Here is a 23,049-nt window from a genome sequence, read left to right on the forward strand (position 1 = left end):
GTCCGGCGAACGTCCCGGCGGGCACGGATTCGGGCTGATAGACTCTCGGCGATCGATTCCATCACAGGAGTGTGAGGTGAGCCATGCACAGACTTTCCCAGGGTCCTCTCTACTACGAATACAGCCGGCACAATGAAGTGCGTCTGAGGATCGAGCCTGGAGAGAAGGTGCTGGTCGAGGCTGAAGACGCCTTCTCGGGGCAGGTGCGGACCAACGAGGATCGCCGCGACCGGAAGGCGATGCCTTTCGGCAACCCGCAGACCGGTCCCATCTACGTGAACGGGGCGCGACCCGGAGATGCGCTGGCCGTCCATATCCACGAGATTCGCCCCAGTATCGGCCAATGCGCCACCCGGACCAGCGATCCCAAGCAGCTTGCCGAGTGGATTGGCACGGACTGTCCCCACGGCACCCACGTCTGCCCCATCCGGGACGGAAAGATCTATTGGAGCGACGAGATCACGATTCCGTATCGGCCCATGCTGGGTTGCATCGGGACGGCTCCGGACATGGGAGTGCCCACCACGGGTCCCGCAGGACCCCACGGGGGCAACATGGACATCATCGAGACCGGTCCCGGCAGCACCGTCTATCTCCCGGTCTACGTTCCGGGCGCCTACCTCTATCTGGGAGACGCCCACGCCGCCATGGGCCACGGCGAGCTTTCGGCCAGCGGGCTCGAAATGCCTTCGGAGACGATCATCACCGTGGACCTGATCCGCGGAAAGACCATTCCCGGACCCCGGATCGAGTCGGCGGAAGAGATCATGACCGTGGCCACCGGCTGTCCCATGGAACGGGCCACGGCTCAGGCCTACGCCTGGCTCATCCTCTGGATGGAGGAGGAATATGGCTGGAACCGCTGGAAAGCCTACGATCTGCTGACCCACGTGGGCCGGATCTCGGTCGGCTACTACGCCATCGGGACGGTGGCGGCCAAGATCGCCAAGGAGTACCTGGCCTGACCCGCATTTTTCGCGCGTCTTGAAGAGCCGCCGGCAACAGCGGCGCCTTCCCGCCTGCCGCTGCCGCTCCTACACCGGGAGGGGGGACCCGGCTCGCCGTCAGTTTTCGTCCGGCCGGATGAAGAATACGTATTCGTTGGTGTCGCGTCCCCTGTAGATGATGCTGTAGATCACCATCAGCTCGTCCGGGACCGAATCGTCGTAGGTGTTGATGACGCAGTTCTGCCCGTAACCGTCGGGATGCCCCTCGTCGCCGCTGACGATGATCCCTTCCCCCCAATTGACGCCGTCGTCCGACTGGTAGAGGACATAGCGGCGGCTCCCCTCGCTGTAGTGTCCCGATCTGCCGTGCAGATAGTACTTGCCGCCGAGGTAGGCGAGCTCGGGATCGCGAATCATCTTGTCCAGGAAGGCTTTCTTCTGGGGACTCCAGGTATGCCCCTGGTCCTTGCTGATGCAGTAGTAGAAGTGATCCTCGTCGGCTGACTTATAGGCCCCAGCCAGCATCCGGCCGTCCTCCATGATGGTCATGGTTCCGTACCATGCCTCATCGTCCAACGACATGGCGCTTCTCCTGCTCCATGTGCGCCCATCGTTCTGGCTGACGTAGAGGACGTGGGGACCCCCATGGCTGTCGACCATGACGTAGTTGGTCTCTCCCACCACCGCCGTGGAGCAGGGATAGCCGACGAATTTGCCGTCCAGGGTTTCGTAATCGGACCACGTGCCCCCGTTGTCGTAGCTTCGGATCAGCCCCAGCTTGATCCGGGTTTCTTCGGAGCGGACCCGGAATTGGGTCAGAAACAGGACAATGGTGCCTTGCTCCGTGACCAACCCCTCCTCGACCCAGACCGGATGCTTCTGATCTCGGGCGTAGGCCTCGAAGGAGTACGGGAGCTTGTTGTACCGGTCCCAGGTCTTGCCGCGGTTCCGGCTCACGGCGTACTCGCTCCAACCGTCCAGGTTGTGGTCGCTGGTGTTGGCGTAGAAGGCAACGATGTCGCCGTTGGGGTATTCCATGCAGACCGGTCCCCCGTGGGAGCATCGCCCGGGCGCATCGTTCTCGAAATCCGCGATGACGTTGCCGAAGATGTCATCGCCCACCTTGGTGGACGGGTCGTGATCGTAGATCACCGCGCCGTCGATGGGATGGTACTGTCCGGAATCCTGCGCCAGCAGATGCCGGGGCAGGGGAGCGAACATCCATCCAAGGGCCAATACCAGGACTGCAACCAGATCCACTCGCCGATTCGTCATCGTCTTTCCTCCTCTGGTTCGGAAACGTTGCGAGGGACATTATCCTCTCTAGTCACCTCACTTCAACAATCTGGGGAAAAAGTCCCATGTAGAACTGAGGCGGGGCTAAGTACGCCGGCCGGACAAGGCGTGACGAGTAGACCTGCGCGACACTTTATGACCGAGGAGCAACCGAGTCCACCGGATTACAGAGCCGGCTGAATGCCGTGACGACTCCTGGCATGGCCTGTCCACGGAAACGCTCCCGAAGAAGATCTCAGGAGTCCTCTCCGGTGTTGACCGGATCGTGATCGTGGGCGCCGGTGCGAACGGCAAAGTGGTACCATTCCCCAACGCTTCCGGTCCCCAATCGCAGGAGAACAGTGATGAACAAGACAGGCCCCCTGTTCCTTGCCGCATTCCTGGTGGGCGCTCTCGCCTCGTTCCCGGTATCGGGTCAGAATGCGGATCCCAAGATGAGTTTCTTCATCGTCAGCTCCGGTGCCGGGAACGGTGCCGATCTGGGCGGACTTGCCGGAGCCGACCAGCGCTGCCGGATGCTGGCACGGGCCGTCGGCGTCGGCGACAAGACCTGGCGTGCGTACCTGAGCGCGACGGCGTCGGATGGCGAGGCGGCCGTCAACGCCCGGGACCGGATCGGCAGCGGGCCCTGGCACAACGCCAAGGGCGTCCAGGTCGCCCGGGACGTCGACGATCTGCACTCGGACAACAACAACCTCACCAAGGAAACGCAACTGAACGAGTTGGGGTTGATGGTCAACGGACGTGGGGACAGTCCCAACCGGCACGATATCCTGACCGGTTCCCAGTTGGACGGCACGGCCTTCCCGGCCGGCAAGGACACCACCTGCGGGAACTGGACCAGCCACGGCGAAGGAAGCGCCCAGGTCGGCCATCACGACCGCACCGGCGGGGGCCAGAATCCCTCCTCCTGGAACTCGGCACACGGTTCCCGGGGCTGCAGCCAGGAGAACCTGCAGGGTACCGGAGGCGATGCGCTGTACTACTGCTTCGCTACCGATTGAAGCCTCCGTCCCGTCGGGTCAATCGATCGAGCTTTCGAGCCGTTCCACCCCTGCGAGGCCCTCGGCAAGCCAGCCGGCGCCGGAGTCGTCATTAGGGAACAGGCGAACTTTCTTCAGAGACACGTGGCGGCTGGCCGCCGCCCTCGTTTGGGCACCGGGCTCTGCGTTTCCCCAGACTGCGCTGGGAAGTGCTCCAACCGGCTCCGGCCGACTGGAGAAGGTGCGGGATTTCGATATTCGGAAGGATCCCCGCTATTACTATGGTCCGGGACCCTCTCCGGTCATCTTTCCGGACGGCGAGATCCTTCTGGCTTTCCGCCGGCATCCCGCCGCCGCCCGCAAGCACACTCACATCGAAACGGAGAATTTCGTCGTCAGTTCCCGTGACGGCGGACAAACCTGGGGAACCCCCGTCCCCGTCGACTACGGGGGCGTCCACAACGTCAATCTGACCCTGCTCGCGGACGGTTCGGTCCTCTACTGCACCGCGGTCATGGAGACCGTCACCAGGGCCTCCTATGAGCGGGTTCGAGCCTTGCCCCAGGAAAGGGTTCCAGGCGGCGCCGGACGCTATCGCCTGTCCTACAGCGCCGAGGAACTGGGAAACTACGCCGTGATCTCGGGCGTCAGCGTGAGGCGATCCCTGGATCGAGGTCGAACCTGGAGTCCCCGCTACTGGGTCTCTCCCATCGACGGCGTTCCCTCCCTGCTGCCGGGGGCTCCTTCACCCGCGAACCTCAGGAGTCCCGTGATCCAGCTCCACAGTGGACGGCTCGTTCTTCCCGTGTATTCCTATCCCAATCCATGGCGTGCGGCCCTGATGGAATCGCCGGACATGGGCAAGAGCTGGTCGTTCGTTGGAGAAATCGCGGGACCCTCGGACCCGTTGCAGTTGCCTTCCGGCGGCCTGGTCGACGGCGCCGTCGCCTACAACGAGACCTTCGTCCAGGAGACGGCCTCGGGCAGGTTGGTGGCTTTCATCCGGATTCACGCCGGCGCCACCGAGCGCCAGCGTGAGAATTGGGGCGGGGACGTGAATCCGGCCGGCCGTCTGGTGACGGCGTCCTCCGACGACGGCGGGAGGACCTGGAGCGCGCCGGTGCGCCATCGGCTCTGGGGTTATCCCTATTGGGCCACGGCGCTGCCCAGCGGACGGATCCTCCTGGCCTACGGATACCGCCAAGAGCCCTTCGGCGTCCGGGCGCGCCTGCTGGACCCGGAGTGCAGGCATATCGACGAGGCCGAGGAACTGGTGGTGCGGGATGACGGATTCATGCGCGATCTGGGTTATCCCCAAGGCGCCCTGATGCAGGACGGGCGGGTCCTCCTGACCTATTACTTCAACCGGCAGCGGGAAGAGGGGAGGCACGTCTACCTGGCGGCCTCCATCCTGGAGGAGGTCTGAGGCAGAGCATGAGACCGCCTCCGGGTCAGGAGCGGGCTCGCCGTTGTCCCGGAATGCTGTGCAGCAGGCCCCTCATGTAACCGACGGCGAAGGCGACGTACTGCTTCGGCAGAGGCTCGTCTCCGGTGATTCCCATGGCGTGGTCGTAGTCGATGACCCCGTCGTAACCCACCTCCGCCAGGGCGCTCAGCACCTTCTCCATTTCCATGTCGCCTTCGTCCACGGCGACCTCGGAGTATCCGCCGTTCGCCGGAAGGGTCCCGCGAACGTTCCGGAAATGGACGTGAAACAGCTTTCCCTGGCTCCCGAAATGCCGGATGCCCTCGAGCACGTCCTCGCCGGATTCGTAACGGGTGCCGACGCAGAAGGTGATCCCGTTGTTGGGACTGGGGACTTCCGAGAACAGGCGGTCGAAGTCCTTGAACCGGCACAGAATCTGAGGATTTCCCAGGTATTCGTAAAGCGGGGGGTCGTTGCCGTGCATGGCGACCCGGGTGCGGCTCCCGTCGACGACGGGGATGACCTGTCGGTAAATGTTCAGCAGGCCGTCCCAGAGTTGCTGCGAGCTGACGCGATACTTGGGAGCGGGCGCCGCCTTGGACTTCTCCAGGTCGAAGGAATAGTACTCGTAGCCTCCCCGGCCGCGCGGGCGAGTCCAGCCGGTCCGCCGGTAGTCCAGGTGCAGGGCGGCCTGGCAGGCCTGGATGCCGTAAACCGGAATCTCGAACTCGGCCAGGATCTCTCCGATCCGCTTCAGGTTGTCGATTTGTTTCTGGCCGCCGGGCCGCCCCAGGTGGGCGTCCAGGTAGTGGGGGCCCAGGGAGTTGGCCCGTTCGATGCGAAGTCCGACTCTCCGGAGCCGGTCGGTCAGCCGCCGGAAAGCGTCCCGGGTAAAGCTGCCGGTCCCGTTGTAGCCCTCGACCATGCTCAGGACGATGTCCACGTAGTCGACGCCGATCTGCTTCAGGAAACGAAGGTCGACGTCGTCCTCGCTCTTCAACCAATTGGCGTTGACGCGGGTGCCGATGCGGATTCGAGGCCGGTTCGATGGGGTTGTTTCCCTTGCCGGGGCGGGCTGTGAGCAGGCGCCGAGCGTGGCCGCCAGCCCGGCCTGGCCCAGGAAGGTTCTCCGGGTGGAATCGAGGGGTCCGTTCATGAAGGTCCTCCTGGCGTTGTTCGTGCGGCGCGTCATCTCGCCGGCGCGGTGGTGAAGGTGGCGTCGGTTCCGTAGCTGACGCCCTGCTCGTTTTCGCCCACCAGGCGATAGTGGTAGGTGGTCCCGGGCGCCAGATCCGTGAGGTCGGAAAAGACCAACCTGGGGGTGACCTGCAACCCGGCATAGCCGGCGGAGGATTCCCGGCCGTAACCGGTATCGGTCCCATACTGGAAATGGAAACGGGTCCGCACGCCCATGGGATTGAGCCTGCCTTCCACCTTGACCGACCGTGCCCGGACCCGGCTTGCCGCGCCGGTCCTCACCAGGGGACGATGGCCGGCCGGCAGGGTGTAGGTGCGGTCCTCGCCATGGGTCGTGCCTGCTGCGTTCGTTGCCACCAGCCGGTAGTGATAGGTGGTCCCCGGCGTCAGGCGTCCGATGTCCGTGTTGACGTTGTAGAGATCGTCGTCGGTCCTCATGACGGCCCCCGAGCCGAAGACCTCGATCTCGCCCAGACCCCGGTGACGGTCCTCATATCCCGAAAGGAGGCGCACCTTCAGGTGACCGGCCCGGGTTGCCAGGCCCTGGTCCAGGGTGAAGGCGAAATTGGCATTCGGTTCCCCTTTGCGGGGCAGGGTCCGCTTGAAAATCGTTGTATAGGTTTCTCCGTCCTCCGAGGCCAGGATCTCCACCTCCTTGCCGGGCCATTCGGGGTTCTGGTGGAGTTGGACCGCGTCGATGGTCACGGGCCGTTCAAAGGTGTAAACGAACTCCTGGGGTGCTTGCGGGTCGGGAGAGCTCTTCCACATGCGGCCGGAGCCGTGGCGCCAGCCGTCGGTGAGCGTCGCCGGATCGTCCGGCGAGTCCTGGGGCCAGGAGACCAGCCGGCCTCCGTTGTCGGGGAAGAGCAGCGACTCGTTGCGGTAGACCAATTGGAATTCGTCGAAATCGATGGACCCCGAGGGCGGGTTCTCCACGTCGATGAAAGCCGCCAGGTGGAAGAAGTCGTCGTTGAGGTGCCCCTGGACCTGGTCGATGGAGCCGTAGTCGTAGCGCCGGGCGACGCCCCCTTGCCGGGTAGGATTGTTTCCTCCGTAGCTCCAGTACGAAGTATCATTCCAGAGGCGGTAGTCCACCCTGTGCCACTCGCCGTCCATCAGGAAATCGGTCAACAGAAACCCTGTGTAGGCCCAGTTGGACGCCCTCCAGCCGGGATCGTCCACCATCTCCACGTTGACGTAAGCCTGGCTCCACCAGAGCAACTCCGAGCCGTTGGGTTTCCAGTCGTTTCCCCGCACCCAGACCGTAACCCTGGCGTCCCTCAGGTCCGGGTCCCCGGCGGCGAGGCAGGGGCCGGGATCCCGGTCGGGGTCGAGGCAGCGGCCGCACCACAGGTATTTGGTCAGGTGCAGCGTGCCGATACCGTCGTCGTGGTTGTGGTCGTTCCGGCTGGGCTCGGCCAGCCTCACGTATCCTCCCGACGGCCCGCCGGAGGCGAACAGGGACTGGTTCAGCCAGGTGTCCCAGCCCCCCATGCCCTCCTCCCAGCTCTCGTGGTAGTAGGCGGCCAAACGGGGCGGGAGGGGCCGTTCGGCCGTCCGGAACCCGTAGTCCTTCGATGGGCCGTACTCGAAGTAGTAGGTGGTGGGTTCCCCGTGAGGATGGATGGAACCGTTGACGGTCAACGCCCGGGTCCCCAGGGCGCTACCCGATCCCGTCGTCACCGTGGGCGCATTGCCCGGGCCGGGACGATCCGGCGCTTCCGTGCAGGCCATGAACCAGAAACAGGCTCCCGCCACGAGCCCGCCCATGACCCTGGTGCGATTCGGGAAGAACCGGGTCGGGCGAAAATAATGTGAAGTGGCTCGTGACGCTCGGAACCTGGACTCTGGCGGCGGGCACTCACGTCGTCGCGTCAACATGTCCTGCCCCCTTTCGCGCGGATTCTAACACGCGACCGGCGGAGCGTCCCTCGGGTGAGCGTCAGGCAGGACGATTCATTCTACGGTGCCTTTCCTTCCGTCCTCGGCTTCCGCCGTCTCCCAAGTCGCTCGAACCGCCAGGAAGGCGATTCCCCGGAGCAACCGCTCGAAAATAAAGTGATGCAACGGGTAGAGGGCGTACCAGTAGGCGAGGCCCAGAAATCCCCGGGGGTCGAATTCGGCGGTCTGCCGGACCCGGGACCCCGATCCGTCGGGTTCCACCTCGAATTGGAGCCAAGCGCGGCCCGGAAGGCGCATCTCGGCGACGAGCCGGAGCAGCCGGTCCTCTTCGTACGCCTCCACTCGCCAGAAATCGATGGTCTCGCCAACCGCCGGCTGTTCTGGATTCTTTCGTCCACGCCGCATGCCGGGACCGCCGGCCAGCAGGTCCAGCGCACCCCGAATTCTCCAGAGCCAGTCCGACCCGTACCATCCCGACTCTCCTCCGATTCGCCGGATCGGCAGGAAGGCCTGTGGGGCCGGAACCGGGACGTAGCGAACTCGAGAGTCGACGATCCGGGTCCCGTACCGGGCTCCGGCCCGGGTCGTGACGCCGCCCAGGGAAGAGATGGCGTCGGACCAGCGTGTCTCCGCGAACTCACGGTCTTCATTGGCGAGCGCCCGCTGGATCGCCTGGACCAGCCCGCGAGGACGGATGCCGAACGTCTCGAGGGCTCGCGCGCCGTCGACGACGGTTTCGTTGCGGAGGCTCTCCACGAGCTTGCGGCCCACCCTGGCGTAGATGGGAGTGATCAGCCCCAGCCACAAGCCGGACAGCCGGGGAGAGAGGACGGGAACGGAGATCATCCTTCGGCGCAGCCCCCGCTGGCGGGCGTATTCTTCCATGATGTCGGCATAGGACGCTCGTTCGGACCCTCCAATCTCGATGATCCGGCTCCCTTCAAGAGGAGTCTCCAACCCGGCGATCAGGTATTCGATGACGTCTTCCACGGCGATGGGCTGCGACATCGTGTGAACCCAGCGGGGAGTCAGCATGACGGGCAGCTTCTCCACCAGGGACCGGATCATCTCGAAGGAAAGGCTTCCCGACCCGATGATGATGGAGGACCTGAATTCGATGGTGGGAATCCCGGAGCCGCGGAGAATCCGGCCCACCTCCTGCCGGCTCCGAAGATGGCCCGACAGTTTTGCGCCGCTCCCCAGTCCCCCCAGGTAGACGATGCGCCCGACGCCCGCCTGCCGGGCTGCGGAAGAGAACGCCTTCGCGGCCCTTCGATCCTGGTCGGCGTAGTCTCCGGCCGACGCCATGGAGTGCACCAGGTAGACCGCCGTGGAGATCCCGCGCATCGCCTCCGGCAGCGTCTCCGGCTTGAGCAGGTCCCCTTGCACCACCTCGGTGGTGTCCTCGGCCTGTGGCCTGAGGATCTCCGGCCGCCGGACCAGGCACCGAACCGCGCAGGCATCGGCTTCGAGCCGGCGGAGCAAACGGCCGCCGATGTACCCGGTGGACCCGGTCAGCAGAATTTTTTCCCGGTCGCCGGACACTGCCGATATTCTCGGCTTCATGTATCCATTGTCCGAAATTTCCGGAGCGGCGGCGGAGGAGCAGCGGAGGAACGGCGGCGCAGTGGCGCCTTGCCAAGCGCCGATCTTCCGGAGAGACACCGGGCAACAAACCGTGGCGCCGCCGCCCACGTCGCGCCAGGTCAGAACCGCATCTTCAACCGCACCGTGGCCAGCCGGCCGGGCGCCAGGGCGGTGCCCGAGAACAGGCCGTTGAAGTTGATCACGTTGAGCCGGTCGGTCAGGTTGCGCACGTCGAACTGTATCGAGACCGATTGCGCGTCGGCCTCCCAGAGCCGGGCCCCGACGGAAAGATCAAGGCTGAAATTGGGCCGGACTCTGGCCCGCTCGAAATTCACCCGCGCCAGAATCTCCGGAGCAATGAAGCGCTCGTCATCGGCGCCGGAATCCGGCGCCTCTCCTTCTTCCTCGTCCTCACCCTCATCGTCGTCATCGTCGTCGGCCAACTCCACCGGCAACCCGCTGCCGTACCGGGCCCCGATCCCGAGCCAGACCCGCCGGTGGAGATCGAACAAGAACCGGGTGGCGACCGTGTTGCGCTGATCCTGACTGATGGGAAACCGCTCGACCACATCCCGCAATTCCTCCGCCTCGCCTCCCTCGATGAACAGCCCTCCCGTTACGGGCGAGGTGGCCCGGCCCAGCAGGTTCGAATAGCTGACGAAAGAGGAGACCCGTCTCCAGCGCGGCAGCTCGAGCCGGACTTCGGTCCCCTCGATGCGGGCCGTGTCGAAGGTGATGGGGAACGAGACGCCCGTGTTCAGAAAGACGTCGTCGTCGATGTAGTTCCGAAAGGTTCGCCAGTAGTGGTTCAGGTCGAGGCGCAAAACGTTGGCCACGGTCTTGCGCAACCCGATTTCGAAGAAGTTGGCTCGGCTTGCGGGCACCGGGATCGTTCCCTCGACGGCGTCGATCTCCAATGCCGAAGCGCCGCTGGACAGCAGCAGATTCTCCATGGGAGGAGGTTGGAAGATGCGGTCGTAGGAGGCGAACAATTGTATTTCGGCCTGGGGAACGTAGTAGCTGACGGCGGCCCTGGGACTGACCGCCGTTTCCTCCACCAGCAGGCTGTAGGCATCGAAGCGGACCCCCAGAGTCGTGGCGAAATTCCCGAGACGGATCTGGTCCTGAACGAACAGGCCCAACTCCGTGCTGCGCCGCTCCTCTTGGAACGCCAGGTCCGGGCGGCTCAATTCTCCCGGTGCCGACAGGAGAAATGTCTCGCGGATGTCGTTGATCCGGACGTCGCCCCCGAATTTCAGGGTGTGCCGATGATGGTCGACGGTGATGCCGCCGACCACGGCGGCTTCGCGGAATCCGCGATCCTGCTGGACATGGACCGGGGTCGCCAGCGGGTTGCTCCACAGCTCGCTGGAAAGGTCTCGGATCATTCCACGTATGGAGCCCAATGTGCTCGGCGAGATGGTCCGCTGGTAGTGGATCTGCCCGGCCATCTCCCCCATGCGGCGATCCTGGCGCTGTCCCGCCGCCTGCTGTTCCAGGTCGTTGGGCACCAGAAATCCGGTGCGGTTGTACCGGAGGTAGGCGGTGAACTGGTCGCGAGGGGAAAGGTCATGGGCCAGCCGGGCGTTGACGCCTCCCGCACTTGCCCGGTTGGTAAAGTTCTCGATGGAGGGCGGGTCCAGGTATCGATCCGTATTTCCGGCTTGCAGTCCTAACGAGAGGGAGGTGCGGTCCGCGGCAAACTGGTGGAACATGGAACCGAACCAGGTTCCGTATCCCCCGGCCTGCAGATCCAGAGCCGTGCGGTGTCCCCGCCGCTCGGCCCGGCGCGTGTCCAGCGCGATCACTCCCCCCAACCGGCGGCCGTACTCGGCCGGGATCCCGGCTGTGAGAACGTTCACCGCTTCGAACTCGTCGTTTTCGAACGCGGGGGCGAACGCGATGGATCGGTTGTCGTAGAGGGGCATCCCGTCGATGACGTATTGGGTGTCGTATTCCGAACCTCGCGGATGCAGGACGGCGTTGGCCTCCAGCAGCCAGCCGGGCAGGGTGGTCACGACGTCGATGGTGCTGCGGCCCAGAGTCGTTCCGGGAGTGCGATTCAAGTTCATCCGCCCCACTTGCATGGCATTGGAGGGTTGCAGGGGATCCAGGAGAGGCGCCGAATCTTCGACCGTCAATTCCTCGTGGGGCGTGCCGACCTCCAGGACGACTTGAACGGACTGCGGGACTGCCGAGCGGATCTCCACTCGCCGGGACAGGTCTTCGAAACCGGCATGGGAGACCGTGAGCCGGTACTGGCCGGGGCGCAAACGCTTGAGGACGGCATGGCCTGTCTCGTCGGCCGTCACAGTCGCGACGAATTCCGGGCTCCGGCCGGCGAGTCGGACCAGGGCCGGGATCGCGCCGCCGCTGGGATCGGACACCTGGACCGCCAGGCGCCCTTCCATGACCTGCGCCATACCCAGCGCAGGCAATCCAAGGGCTGCCAGTCCGGCGGCAACCAAGAGCCGGGGAAAACGCAGCAAGAGATAGGACATCCGGCTCTCCATCATAGTCGGGACAGTGACGGGCGCCCAATAATCGGCCTTGAAGTCTCCCCGCCATTCCTCCTTCTCGTTGGTCCCGGAAACCGGGCTGTGATAGGTTTTCCGGAAAGATCCCACCCTTCCACCGGAACCGAAGGAGCCATCATGCGGGTACCAGTAACTATGTTCGCATTCCTGGCCTGGAGCAGCGCTTCCGTTTGGGCCCAGGAATCGGGACTGGAAATCGGCTCCCGGCTGGAGCTGTTCGTGGATGACGCCCTGATCGAGGAGACCCGCGGGGACGCCCGGGTGGAGCTCCGCCGGCCCGTTCCCAGGGAGGTCGTCCTGGTGACCGACCGGAGCTGGGAAGGGAATGCGTGCGGCCACTTCACCATATTCCAGGACGACGGCCGCTACCGCATGTATTACCGGGGGTCCCACTTCGAGACCGGCAAGAGGCTGGTGCGTCCGCATCGAGAGGTGATCTGCTACGCCGAGAGCCTGGACGGGGTCCGCTGGTACCGCCCCAACCTGGGCATGGTGGAGTTCGAAGGGTCCAAAGCCAACAACATCATTCTGGACCGGCTTCCCGTGGGAGGATCGGTTCACAATTTCGTCCCCTTCAAGGACGCCAACCCCGCGGCGGCGCCGGACGCCCGCTACAAGGCCGTGTCGAGAGGGAGTCCGGAACGGGGGCTCTACGCCTGGAAGTCTCCCGACGGCATCCACTGGGACCTCATGTCCGACAGGCCCGTCATCACCAAGGGTTATTTCGATTCTCAGAACCTGGCCTTCTGGGATTCGGTGCGCGGCGAGTATCGCGAGTACCACCGGGAATTCAGAAAGGCCGCCGGGTTGCCGGAGGGACATCGCGGGCTCCGCGACGTTTTGACCGGCACCTCCCAGGACTTTCTGAACTGGACCGAGCCGGTCTGGCTCCGCTATCCCGGCGCGCCTGACGAGGAGCTCTACACCAACCAGATCCGGCCCTACCACCGGGCTCCACACATCCTGTTGGGCTTTCCCAGCCGCTACATCGAGCTGGGATGGTCCGATTCCATGAGAGCCCTTCCCGAGTTGGAGCACCGGCGCCTGCGAGCCGGAGTCCATATTCGTTACGGCACGGCTCTGACCGAGGGCCTCTTCATGGCCGGCCGGGACCGGATCCGCTTTCACCGCTGGGAGGAGGCCTACATCCGTCCGGGGCTGAGGCCGGTGGACAATTGGGTCTATGGGGACAACTTTCAGAACTGGGGCATCGTGGAGACCCGAAGCCACATCGAGGGAGCTCCCAATGAACTCTCGGTCTATGTCAACGAGAGTTACTGGAGGGGGGACGGAACCAAACTTCGACGCCATACCCTTCGAATCGACGGTTTCGTGGCGGTGACGGCTCCCATGGCGGGGGGCGAGATCGTCACCCGGCCTCTCGTCTTCGAGGGCGGGCGACTCACCCTCAACTTCTCGACGTCGGCCGCCGGAAGCATCCGGGTGGAGCTGCAGGATGCGTCGGGTACCCCACTGGAAGGTTTCGGCCTCGACGACTGCTCCGTGGTCTTCGGCGACGAGCTGGAAAGGGAGGTCCGGTGGAAGGGAGGGCCCGACGTCTCCTCCCTGGCGGGCCGTCCAGTGCGGCTGCGCTTCGCGCTCCGGGACGCGGACCTGTTCGCCCTCCGATTCCGGTGACGTCGACCTGAACCATCGGCACAAGGAGACTCATCATGCCATTGCGAGTGATCTTGTTCGTCCTCCTGTTCTGGAACGGTGTTTCCGTCCGGGGCCAAGATGCGGGACTGGAGATCGGGTCGCGCCTCGAGCTGTTCGTGGACGACCGGCTGATCGAGGAGACCCGGGGAGCCGCCCGGCTCGAACTTCGGCGGCCCCAACCCAGGGAGGTCGTCCTCGTGACCGATCGGAGTTGGGAGGGCAACGCGTGCGGTTACTTCACCGTCTTTCAGGACGGCGGCCGCTATCGCATGTACTACCGCGGATCCCAATTCATCACGGGCGAAACCCTGAAACTCGGGCATCGCGAGGTGGTCTGCTACGTGGAGAGCCTGGACGGGATCCGCTGGTACCGTCCCAATCTGGGTCTGGTGGAGTTCGAAGGGTCGAAATCCAACAACATCATTCTGGACCGGATTCCCGTGGGCGGCACGATTCACAATTTCGTGCCGTTCAAGGATGCGAATCCGGCGGCCGCTCCGGACGCCCGCTACAAGGCCCTGTCCAGCGGGAGCGAGTCACGGGGACTCTACGCCTGGAAGTCTCCCGACGGCATCCACTGGGACCTCATGGCCGACCGGCCGGTCAGCACCAAGGGCGCCTTCGATTCCCAGAACCTGGCCTTCTGGGATCCGGTGCGCCGCGAGTACCGCGAGTACCACCGGTACTTCAGGAAGCTTGACGGCGACCCCGGCGGAAGGCGCGGCATCCGCGACATCCTGACCGGCACTTCCCGGGACTTTCTGGACTGGACCGATCCCGTCACGCTCAGCTACCCGGGTGCGCCTGACGAGGAGCTCTACACCAACCAGATCCTGCCCTACTACCGGGCTCCCCACATCCTTTTGGGCTTTCCCACCCGCTACGTCGAGTGGGGATGGACCGATTCGATGAAGGCCCTTTCCGAGCAGGAGCACCGGCGACTGAGAGCGGGGGTCCATGTCCGGTTCGGCACGGCACTGACGGAGGGCATCTTCATGGCCGGACGGGACCGGACCAGTTTCCGGCGCTGGCAGGAGGCCTTCGTTCGTCCCGGACTGAGGCCGGTGGACAACTGGGTCTACGGGGACAACTATCAGAACTGGGGTCTGGTGGAGACCCGAAGCCATATGGAGGGAGCGCCCAATGAGCTCTCCGTCTATGTGAATGAGGGCTACTGGAGGGGGAACAGCACCAATATCCGCCGCTATACCCTTCGAATCGACGGCTTCGTGGCGGTGACGGCTCCCATGGCCGGAGGCGAGATCGTCACCCGGCCTCTCGTCTTCGAGGGCGGGCGACTCATCCTCAACTTCTCGACTTCGGCCGCCGGGAGCATCCGCGTGGAGCTGCAGGACGCGGCGGGAACTCCCCTACAGGGTTTCAGTCTCGACGACTGCTCCGTGGTCTTCGGCGACGAGCTGGAAAGGGAAGTCCGTTGGAAGGGAGGGCCCGATGTCTCCTCCCTGGCGGGCCGTCCGGTGCGGCTGCGCTTTGCGCTCCGGGACGCCGACCTCTTCGCCCTTCGCTTTCGCTGACTCCGCGTCTGAACATGGGATTACTCGACAGCTTCTCCCTGAAGGGCAAAGTGGTGCTCGTGACCGGCGGGGCGGGGCGGCACGCGCCGGCCTTCATCCAGGGCCTGGCCGAAGCCGGAGCGACGGTCTACGGAGGCGACCTCCGGGCGGACCGGATGCGGACCGTGGCCGACGGGCTGGCCGAACGGGGCCTGCCGGTGATTCCGGTCCCGTTGGACCAGGGGGACGAGCAGTCGATCCGGGATCTGAAGACCGCCATTCTGGATCGGGACGGCGGGCTGGATGTTCTGGTCAATGCCGCGGTGGGCCGGAGCATGGGGGATTGGACCGATGACCCGATGCGCTTCTCCCGGAGCATGCAGGTCAACGCGACCGGCCTCTTCTCAGTGACGCGGACGTTCGGCGATGTGATGGCGGAGCGCGGCGGAGGCTCCATCGTCAACGTGGCCTCGATTCACGGCCGGATCGGACCCGACCGGAGCCTATACCAGGGCCTGGACCGCAGTCCCTTCGTTCCCGACTACTTTTTTCACAAAGGGGGCATGATCAATTTCACCCGGTTCGTGGCCAGCTACTACGGACCGGCCCAGGTGCGATGCAACTGCGTCAGTCCGGGGGGTATCCGGATCCTGCCGGCCACGGATGAGTTCGTCCGGCGCTACAGCGCCCGCACCATGCTGAACCGGATGGCCGAAGCGCGGGACGTCGCCGCCGCCATCCTGTACCTGGCGTCGGATGCGTCCAGCTACGTGACCGGAGCCAACCTGGTCGTCGACGGAGGGTATACGGCCATGTAGCCGATGCAGAGTCGGTGCCGGAGGGCGCCCGTGCCGTGCGTCGATCCGGATCGGTCCCTCCGCAGACTTGTCTCGAGAGGTTCGCCATGAACGTTTCCAAGTCGGATTCAACCCCGGTCGCACTCCCGCGATCGGGACCTGTGCGCCTTCCGGCGTGTCTTTTGGCCTGTTTTCTCTGGACTGGCGGCGGGATCGCCATGGCGGCCGGGCCGGAACCGGTTCAGATCGGTAAGCAGAAGCAGCTCTTCCTGGACGACCGGATCGTGGCGTCCCGGCGAGGCGTCTATTCGCTGGTCAATCAACCGCTGAAATACGCCGGAAACCCCGTCCTGCAGATGGACCGCTGCTGGGGCGCCGACATGGATTTCGGACACAGCAACCTGATCTACGACCGGGAAGAGAAGATCTACAAGATGTGGAACCAGGTGGTGGACTATCTCTGGAAGGAGAACCTTCTGGGGTACTACACCTCCGTCAACGGCATCGACTGGGAGGCGCCGGCGGTGGGGCAGTTCGACTTCCGTTCGCCATTCTGCAGAGGGCGGTCCTCCCGGGAGCACAATTTCGTCTTCGGCAAGCCGGGAGGAGTCCGGGCGCCGGGAGTGTTCAAGGATCCCCACGAAAAGGACCCGGAGAAGCGCTACAAGATGCTCTACCGGCGTCCCTCGCTCAAGCCGGGGCAGGAGGGATTCCACGCCGAGACCGTCAAGGGGGGTGTCTGGGCGGCCCATTCGCCCGACGGGATCCGTTGGACCAACTATCCCAGTCCCCAAGTCAATCCCGTCTACATGAACAACGACACCCACCAGGTGGTGTTCTGGGACCAGGCCCGAAGCCGGTACGTGGCCCACATTCGGCTCTGGCCTCCCCTCTTCGAAGGCGATTCCCGATTCCTGGCACGAGAGGGCCGCGTACGGGCGCCCGGCATCGCCACCAGTCCCGATTTCCTGAAGTGGGACGCGCCCCGGGGGATGAAGGACCCGGTGGAGGTCAACCGGCCCTACCTCCTGATCCCGCCCGAAGAGAGGGACGCTCCCTGCACCGGAGGCTTCTACACCTTGGAGTGCCTGCCGTACGAGAACCAGTACGTGGCCTTTCTGACCCGCTACCACATCTGCAGCGGGATGGAGCCGGGGATCCCCCCGGTCCGGGGAACCGCCCGGACGCCGTGGCTGGACACCGTGGACATCCAATTGGTCGCCAGCCGGGACGGCCGGAAGTGGCGCCGGTTGGGGAACGGCCGTCCGTTCCTGCCGGTCGGGTCCGCCGACACCTACGATGCGGGGATGGTCTACATGGCCCAGTTGCCGGTGGTGCGGAGAGACCTGGGAGAGATCTGGCTCTACTACATCGGCTACCGCAAGGGTCACTGGGCGCTTCCGCGAGGGGAGAATGAGGAGAGCAGCATCAACCTGGCCAAGTTGCGCCTGGACGGATTCGTCTCGCTGACGGCAGGGGAGGGGGAGTTCACCACCAAGCCCCTGGTTTTCGATGGGGAACGACTGGAGATCAACGCCCGGACCGCGGGCGACGAGGGGCGAGTCACGGTCGAGGTTCTGGATGCCTCGACGGGGGAACCGGTGGCGGGATTCGGCCGGGAGGATTGCGACGCCTTCCGGGGAAACTCGATCGCGCACACCGTCACCTGGAGAAACCGCCGGAATCTGAAGGATCTGGCCGGGGAACCGGTCCGGCTTCGATTTCAACTGCGGCGGGCCAAGATCTTCGCCTTTCAATTTCAGTAACGGGTGACGGCATGCCGCCGGGTACGGATCTACGTCTGGGCATCCTGGGGGTCTCCCATGGCCATCCCTATTCCATGTCCGCCTTCTGCAACGGCTACGACCGGGAGGGATTGAAAGAGGCCTACCCCAACATCGTTCGCTACCTGGAGGCCCAACCGCCGGAGAACCGGCGGCTCTCCGGGGCCAGGGTGGTGTCGATCTGGGCCGAGGACCGCCGCAAGGCGGAACACGCCGCCTGGATCGGGCGGATTCCCCACGTGGCGGATCGGCCGGAGGACCTCCTGGACGGAGTGGACGGCGTCCTCATCACCGAGAACGAGGGAGACACCCACCTTCCCCTGGCCCGGCCTTTCCTGGAACGCGGCATCCCCATCTTCTTCGACCGGCCCCTGGTCAGCCGCTGGGAAACGATGCGGCAACTGTGGAGCGAGGCGGGAGAGGACTACCCGCTCATGAGCTGCTCCAACCTGCGCTACAATCCGGCGCTCCGGGAATTCAAGGCGGAGCCCGGCCCGGTGGGGACGGCCCGCCTGTTCCGAGGCCTGTCGGCCATGGACTGGTTCGGCTACGGCTGGCATATGGGAGAGACCCTGGTTCAACTCTGGGGCCGGGAACCTGTGAGCGTCGCCTTTCTGGGAGAATCCGGACCTCTCAAGACCGTTCCCTGGCGGGACGGAGCCGGGAACCGGCACCAGGTCCAGGGGGGAGACTGGTCGGTGGAGGTGATCTGGTCGAAGCGGCGCCGCGCACTTCTGCAGGTCCTGCATCCCCTGGCCAAAATGTTGGAAATGTCGCTGCACGGAACGGGGGGACACTTGGTGCTGCCGGCCGACGACCCCTTCTTCATGATGCGGAGCCTGCTCGGCGACTTCACGTCCATGGTCCGGACGGGAAAGCGGCCCGTCGAACTGATGAAGGACACGGTGGCCGTGTGCCGTATCATGATCGGCGCCGACATCTCGCGGCGGGCGGAGGGACGGAGGGTAAGGGTAGAAAACGAACTCAAGCTCTGAAGCCGGTCGCCTGAGCCTTTTCGATCCACCGAGGACTTCGTTTCCTCGATGTCCCGACATTTACACTTGCAAACTGAGGCTATGGTGTCATAATATGACACCATAGCCTCAGCAGGTCGACATCGGAAAACACTGAATGAGATTTTTGAGCGGCCGACACGCGCCGGCTTGGCCTGGTCGCGTATCGAGAAGTTGTTGTTGGCGCTTGGTGCGAGGTTATCGGAAGGGCGGGGTTCCCGCATCCGTGTGCACCTGAATGGAGTTCGTGCGGTGTTCCATCGTCCGCATCCTCGGAAGGAAGTCGGCAAGGGTGCGCTCAGGTCCGTTCAAAGATTCTTGAAAACGGCCGGGATCGGGCCGGAGGAGGAATAATGCTGGAATACAAAGGATACGTTGGCCACGCCGAATACGACTCCGAAGCCCACGTATTCCATGGCGAGGTGCTGGACACGCGCGACGTGATCACTTTCGAGAGCGACACGGTCAGGGGTCTTGAGGAGGCATTTCGTGAATCTATCGATGACTACCTGGATTTTTGCACTCAGTGCGGAGAAGATCCGGACAAACCATTTACCGGCCGCCTGACGCTGCGGCTTCCGGCTGAACTCCACCGCCGAGTCTATGTTCAGGCTAAAGAGGACGGCAAGAGCTTGAACCAATGGATTTCCGACAACCTTGAAACCCAGTTCACGAGGCGATAAACCATTCAAGCAACCGGCGCCATGTGAGTTTTCTGCTGCGCATCGCAGAGCCGTCAGACCAAGAAGAGATCCACCGCAATGAATGACAAACGCGCGATGCTTCGGCATTTTCTTGCCGCGCTCGCCTACCGGACGCAGAAGGCGCTCCGCGGCGCGCCCGAATCCTTTGGCACGTTCCAAGCCGGCAACCAGGTGCGGACGCCGGTCGAGCTGGTCCGGCATATGACCAGCGTTCTCGGCTACGCGCGCACGTTCTTCGAGGGTGGCCGGTATTGGCCGGACCCGTTGCCGGATCTTGACTCGGAGGTCGACCGCTTCCACTCGATGCTGGAGGATCTGGCGCGGCACCTCGTGGCCGGCACCGAACTGAATGGCACGACCGAAGAACGGCTCCTGCAGGGACCGTTCTCCGACGCCATGACCCATGCCGGACAGCTCGCCATGCTTCGCCGGCTGTCGGGCGCTCCCGTGCGTCCGGAGAATTTCGTGGTGGCTGCCGTGGATCCAGACAATCTCGGTCCCGACCAACCGGAACCGGTGAGCCCCGACACGGTCTGGCCGGAGAGGCCTCGCTGACCGGTTCCGATTCCGCTCTACCGGAAGCGGAAGGAATAGAGATCGGCGTCTTGCAACCGGATGTGGAGGCGGACGGGACGACCCGCCAGGGAGGAGACGTCCGGGCTGCCCTTCCACTTCACCACCCGGTCGATCTCGTCCCCGTAGATCTCGTCGCAGTCTTGTAGTCCGAAGCCCGGAAGCGGATTGTTGCTCCCGTCCCGAAGCTCGAAGCGGAGGCTGCCCACGGCGGAGGTGGCGAAGTTGATCTCCAACTCGCTTCCCGCGAAGACCAGGGGACGGGTGATGAGAATACCGCCGTCATAGTCGCCGTGGACCGAGGCGAACCCGTCCACTCGGAGACTGAGCCGGCGGATGTGAGTGTCGTCTGTTCTCCAGTTGTGCATGGCGTACATGGACAGTTCCCGGGGTCCGGTCTGCAGGATCCCGTGTTCCATGTACAGCGCCCGCTCGTGCCACGTATTGGGATCGGGCCCCGGCCGCAGATAGGCCTCCCGGAAGGTTCGGTCCCAGTTGATGCCGTCCCGGCTGGAGAGCAGGACAATGTCGTTGACGCCGGAGCCGGCGGGCCAATCGGGAACCGGCACCCGCTCCACCACGAAGCGGGACGGGAACATGAGAAAGTAGCTGGGCGCCCGTTCGTAGACCACGGTGTCGTTGGTGTAGAACTGTTCGATGGGGGAGCTTCCCGATTCGATGAGCCGCGGCTCCGACCAGTTCCGAAAATCCCGGGACAACGAACGGCGCACCCAGCGGACTCCCAGATCCTTCCAGGAGGTGTTGTCGATCGCCACGCCGGGGACCTTTCGGATGCCGCGCAAGTAGATGGCATACCGTTCCTGCTGGGGGTCCCAGATCAGGATGTTGTGGGAGTCGACCGGAAAGCTGTCGATCAGCGGCTTCTCCCGGAACGGACGCCAGTGAATCCCATCCTCCGAGACCAATGCCCGGATCTGGTTCCGGCCGCGGATGATCCCCTTGTACCGTTCCCCGGGAGGCACATCCGGGTTCGGGTCCTTGAGAACCGAGAGGTTGCCGGCCCGGTTCTCCGCTTCCCAGACCAGGTTGGTCTTCTTGCGGTCCCCGAACGGGATCGGACCGATCATGGGTTTCACCCAGGTGATGCCGTCCTTGCTCTCGGCGTAGGCGGTCCGATGAGTGGCGGCGTCGGCGCGGTACCAGGCCCGAAACCGGTCTCCGTCCTTGAAGGCCACCATGTAGGAAACACCCTTCTCTTCCCACGGGTGCTCCATACGAAGAGCGGCCTCCCGGCGAACGGGAGAGTGCATCTTCAATCGGACCCCGTCCATGCGGTCGATCAGCAGCCGATCCACGAACAGTTGGCGCTCACTTCCGATTTGGGCCGGTGAATGGCCCGGTTGCAGGATGGGCATGGCCAGCAACGCCAAGAGGCTTGTGGCCAGTACTCTCGAGTGATTCATCTGGGATTCCCCCGGTTGGATGTTTCCGAACAGGGTGTCATGATTGGAGGCAATCCACAATTCGAGGAATGCATTGAAGCCCTGCCTGATTTTCTCTTTGGCGTGTCTCCTGCTGGCGTCCGGCTGGGAGGTGAAAGCCACCGAAGTCATCCCGCTGGAGCCGGAGAAGCGAGAGCTGTTTCTGGACGAGCGCGTCCTGGAAAAGACTGACAATCTGTCCCGGAGCTTTCACCGGCCCCGCAAACGGGGGGTCGTCCTCAAGGCCGACATCCCCTCGGACGGAACCCTCGTGCAGACGGTCAGCGCTCCCATGTGGATTCCCGATGAGGGGATATACAAATTCGTCTACGAAGCCAGGCACCGGCCGACCGGAGGAAAAGGCACGACCTACTGGGCGCTGGCGCTCTCCCGGGACGGCCTCAACTGGGAAAAACCGAACCTGGGGGTGCTGGAGTTCAACGGCAACAGGGAGAACAACCTGATCGACTCTCCTGAGCGGCAGCGCCTCTGGCAGGTGGTCTACGATCCGGACGATCCGGATCCCGGGCGGCGCTACAAGGGGTTCCTGGGCGCCAGCGGGCGGCGTCCGGTGGTGAGTCCCGACTGCATCCGTTGGAAACTGCTGGAGGTGGAGAAGCTCCCTTCGGGCGACGCGGGCACCCTCACCTACGACCGGGAGAACCGCCAGTTCCTGGGATTGCTCAAGTTCCTCGGCAAGCACGGGCGCTCCTACAACCTCTCCGTCAGCAAGGACTTCGTGAACTGGTCGGAGCCTCGGTTCCTCTTCGGCACCGACGACGAGGACCAGAAAATGGCCCTGGACGTGATCCGCCGCCGGCTGGCCGATCCGGGCCTGGCCAAGCCTCTGATGGTGGATCCCGATCCGGCTACCGGTTGGACGCAGCCGCCGGGGGAATTCCGGAACCGGGGGACCTGGAACGTCCAGTGCTACAACATCGGCGTGTTTCCCTACGAAGGGATGCACCTGGGCTGGCTCATGTTCTTCTATCCCACCGGGATCCGGCTCCCCGAGGGGACCAATACCGACGGGTTCAACGAGATGCAGTTGGCCATGACCCGCGATCTCAAGACCTGGAAGCGGCTGGGCGGCCGCCAGCCGTTCATCTCCACCTCCCGCCTGGATGAGGGCCTGGTGGGAAACTACGACCGGCTGCAGCTCAACGTGACGAACCAACCCGTGGACCGGGGAGACGAGCTCTGGTTCTACTACACCGGCATGAAGCGCCGCGTCCCCCAGCATGACCGATACCGGAACGGCGCGCCCCGCGATCCGTCCACCCTGTCGGCCGAGGAGCGGGCGGACTGGATCGAAGACACCCTCAGCGCCGTGTACGTCTCGGTCCTGCGGCGGGACGGGTTCATTTCGCTGGATGCGGACGAGGCCGGGGGATTCCTGCTGACGAAACCTCTGAAGCTGGCCGGGGACCGCCTGTTCCTGAACCTCCAGGCTCCGGAAGGGGAAGCCCGGGTGGAGGTCCTGGACGAAACGGGCCGCGCCCTACCCGGCTTCGGGCTGGATGATTCGGCGGCGGCCGGAGGGGACCGGGTCCGGGTCGCGGCCGGATGGAAGGGAAAGGACGGATTGTCCGGCCTGGCGGGCCGGACGGTGAGGCTGAAGATCCATCTTCGGGACGCCTCGTTGTATTCCTTCTGGACCGAATGAGCGCCAAGCGAAACGGAGAATC

General features: G+C 64.3%; 18 protein-coding genes. 12 read left to right on the plus strand and 6 right to left on the minus strand.

Translation table 11 applies throughout. The features are described from left to right. The first annotated feature begins 83 nt into the window (after positions 1 to 83). The gene (locus OXT71_07775) at positions 84 to 965 is read left to right on the plus strand and encodes an acetamidase/formamidase family protein (GenBank protein ID MDE2926279.1); all 882 of its coding nucleotides are present in this window, start codon (positions 84 to 86) and stop codon (positions 963 to 965) included. A 99-nt stretch (positions 966 to 1,064) separates the two neighbouring features. On the opposite strand, the gene OXT71_07780 is transcribed toward OXT71_07775, so the two are convergent. Then, the gene (locus OXT71_07780) at positions 1,065 to 2,222 is read right to left on the minus strand and encodes a sialidase family protein (protein MDE2926280.1); all 1,158 of its coding nucleotides are present in this window, start codon (positions 2,220 to 2,222) and stop codon (positions 1,065 to 1,067) included. A 365-nt stretch (positions 2,223 to 2,587) separates the two neighbouring features. Here OXT71_07780 and OXT71_07785 point away from each other — a divergent pair, with 365 nt between their 5' ends. Further along, on the plus strand, positions 2,588 to 3,247 hold the full coding sequence (locus tag OXT71_07785; protein MDE2926281.1) for a lectin: 660 nt from the start codon (positions 2,588 to 2,590) through the stop codon (positions 3,245 to 3,247). Positions 3,248 to 3,467: 220 nt separating this feature from the next. Beyond that, positions 3,468 to 4,652, plus strand: coding sequence for a sialidase family protein (locus OXT71_07790; GenBank protein MDE2926282.1), 1,185 nt, complete (start codon positions 3,468 to 3,470; stop codon positions 4,650 to 4,652). A 25-nt stretch (positions 4,653 to 4,677) separates the two neighbouring features. Here the strand turns inward: OXT71_07790 and OXT71_07795 are convergent, their stop codons facing one another. The 4 genes from OXT71_07795 to OXT71_07810 all read right to left on the minus strand — a co-directional run bounded on the left by OXT71_07795 (position 4,678) and on the right by OXT71_07810 (position 11,839). Then, positions 4,678 to 5,808 carry a mannonate dehydratase gene (locus OXT71_07795; GenBank protein ID MDE2926283.1) on the minus strand — a complete coding sequence of 377 codons (1,131 nt, stop codon included), beginning with the start codon at positions 5,806 to 5,808 and terminating at the stop codon, positions 4,678 to 4,680. Positions 5,809 to 5,840: 32 nt separating this feature from the next. After that, positions 5,841 to 7,619, minus strand: coding sequence for a discoidin domain-containing protein (locus OXT71_07800; protein ID MDE2926284.1), 1,779 nt, complete (start codon positions 7,617 to 7,619; stop codon positions 5,841 to 5,843). Between the two features lie 186 nt (positions 7,620 to 7,805). Further along, positions 7,806 to 9,317, minus strand: coding sequence for an SDR family oxidoreductase (locus OXT71_07805; protein MDE2926285.1), 1,512 nt, complete (start codon positions 9,315 to 9,317; stop codon positions 7,806 to 7,808). A gap of 140 nt (positions 9,318 to 9,457) precedes the next feature. Beyond that, positions 9,458 to 11,839, minus strand: a complete 2,382-nt coding sequence (locus OXT71_07810) for a TonB-dependent receptor (GenBank protein ID MDE2926286.1) — start codon at positions 11,837 to 11,839, stop codon at positions 9,458 to 9,460. Between the two features lie 153 nt (positions 11,840 to 11,992). Between OXT71_07810 and OXT71_07815 the strand changes: the two genes are divergently transcribed. The 8 genes from OXT71_07815 (at position 11,993) to OXT71_07850 (ending at position 19,901) form a co-directional block, all read left to right on the plus strand. Continuing rightward, a complete protein-coding gene (locus tag OXT71_07815) occupies positions 11,993 to 13,513 on the plus strand; it encodes a hypothetical protein (GenBank protein ID MDE2926287.1) in 1,521 nt (506 codons plus the stop codon). Positions 13,514 to 13,548: 35 nt separating this feature from the next. Further along, a complete protein-coding gene (locus OXT71_07820; protein MDE2926288.1) occupies positions 13,549 to 15,069 on the plus strand; it encodes a hypothetical protein in 1,521 nt (506 codons plus the stop codon). Between the two features lie 14 nt (positions 15,070 to 15,083). Then, positions 15,084 to 15,866, plus strand: coding sequence for an SDR family oxidoreductase (locus OXT71_07825; GenBank protein ID MDE2926289.1), 783 nt, complete (start codon positions 15,084 to 15,086; stop codon positions 15,864 to 15,866). A 197-nt stretch (positions 15,867 to 16,063) separates the two neighbouring features. Beyond that, on the plus strand, positions 16,064 to 17,611 hold the full coding sequence (locus tag OXT71_07830; protein ID MDE2926290.1) for a hypothetical protein: 1,548 nt from the start codon (positions 16,064 to 16,066) through the stop codon (positions 17,609 to 17,611). An 11-nt stretch (positions 17,612 to 17,622) separates the two neighbouring features. Next, positions 17,623 to 18,624, plus strand: a complete 1,002-nt coding sequence (locus OXT71_07835; GenBank protein ID MDE2926291.1) for a Gfo/Idh/MocA family oxidoreductase — start codon at positions 17,623 to 17,625, stop codon at positions 18,622 to 18,624. Positions 18,625 to 18,726: 102 nt separating this feature from the next. After that, positions 18,727 to 18,996, plus strand: a complete 270-nt coding sequence (locus OXT71_07840; protein MDE2926292.1) for a type II toxin-antitoxin system HicA family toxin — start codon at positions 18,727 to 18,729, stop codon at positions 18,994 to 18,996. Continuing rightward, complete coding sequence (locus OXT71_07845) at positions 18,996 to 19,325, plus strand: type II toxin-antitoxin system HicB family antitoxin (protein MDE2926293.1); 330 nt, start codon at positions 18,996 to 18,998, stop codon at positions 19,323 to 19,325. Before OXT71_07840 ends, OXT71_07845 begins: the two co-directional genes overlap by 1 nt. A gap of 78 nt (positions 19,326 to 19,403) precedes the next feature. Continuing rightward, entirely contained in the window at positions 19,404 to 19,901 is a 498-nt protein-coding gene (locus OXT71_07850; GenBank protein ID MDE2926294.1) for a hypothetical protein, read from the plus strand. Between the two features lie 17 nt (positions 19,902 to 19,918). Here OXT71_07850 and OXT71_07855 read toward each other — a convergent pair whose 3' ends face one another. Continuing rightward, entirely contained in the window at positions 19,919 to 21,343 is a 1,425-nt protein-coding gene (locus OXT71_07855) for a hypothetical protein (protein MDE2926295.1), read from the minus strand. 73 nt (positions 21,344 to 21,416) lie between these two features. Here OXT71_07855 and OXT71_07860 point away from each other — a divergent pair, with 73 nt between their 5' ends. Further along, complete coding sequence (locus tag OXT71_07860; protein MDE2926296.1) at positions 21,417 to 23,027, plus strand: hypothetical protein; 1,611 nt, start codon at positions 21,417 to 21,419, stop codon at positions 23,025 to 23,027. Positions 23,028 to 23,049 lie beyond the last annotated feature (22 nt).

Source organism: Acidobacteriota bacterium (assembly GCA_028874215.1).
GTDB lineage: Bacteria > Acidobacteriota > UBA6911 > RPQK01 > JAJDTT01 > JAJDTT01.

Bases quoted from the DNA above. Each gene is read 5' to 3' on its own strand.
- OXT71_07855 (MDE2926295.1), bottom strand. From the start codon at position 21,343: ATGAATCACTCGAGAGTACTGGCCACAAGCCTCTTGGCGTTGCTGGCC.
- OXT71_07800 (MDE2926284.1), bottom strand. From the start codon at position 7,619: ATGGGCGGGCTCGTGGCGGGAGCCTGTTTCTGGTTCATGGCCTGCACG.
- OXT71_07815 (MDE2926287.1), top strand. From the start codon at position 11,993: ATGCGGGTACCAGTAACTATGTTCGCATTCCTGGCCTGGAGCAGCGCT.
- OXT71_07820 (MDE2926288.1), top strand. From the start codon at position 13,549: ATGCCATTGCGAGTGATCTTGTTCGTCCTCCTGTTCTGGAACGGTGTT.
- OXT71_07795 (MDE2926283.1), bottom strand. From the start codon at position 5,808: ATGAACGGACCCCTCGATTCCACCCGGAGAACCTTCCTGGGCCAGGCC.
- OXT71_07825 (MDE2926289.1), top strand. From the start codon at position 15,084: ATGGGATTACTCGACAGCTTCTCCCTGAAGGGCAAAGTGGTGCTCGTG.
- OXT71_07830 (MDE2926290.1), top strand. From the start codon at position 16,064: ATGGCGGCCGGGCCGGAACCGGTTCAGATCGGTAAGCAGAAGCAGCTC.
- OXT71_07810 (MDE2926286.1), bottom strand. From the start codon at position 11,839: ATGTCCTATCTCTTGCTGCGTTTTCCCCGGCTCTTGGTTGCCGCCGGA.
- OXT71_07835 (MDE2926291.1), top strand. From the start codon at position 17,623: ATGCCGCCGGGTACGGATCTACGTCTGGGCATCCTGGGGGTCTCCCAT.
- OXT71_07805 (MDE2926285.1), bottom strand. From the start codon at position 9,317: ATGAAGCCGAGAATATCGGCAGTGTCCGGCGACCGGGAAAAAATTCTG.
- OXT71_07785 (MDE2926281.1), top strand. From the start codon at position 2,588: ATGAACAAGACAGGCCCCCTGTTCCTTGCCGCATTCCTGGTGGGCGCT.
- OXT71_07850 (MDE2926294.1), top strand. From the start codon at position 19,404: ATGAATGACAAACGCGCGATGCTTCGGCATTTTCTTGCCGCGCTCGCC.
- OXT71_07780 (MDE2926280.1), bottom strand. From the start codon at position 2,222: ATGACGAATCGGCGAGTGGATCTGGTTGCAGTCCTGGTATTGGCCCTT.
- OXT71_07775 (MDE2926279.1), top strand. From the start codon at position 84: ATGCACAGACTTTCCCAGGGTCCTCTCTACTACGAATACAGCCGGCAC.
- OXT71_07845 (MDE2926293.1), top strand. From the start codon at position 18,996: ATGCTGGAATACAAAGGATACGTTGGCCACGCCGAATACGACTCCGAA.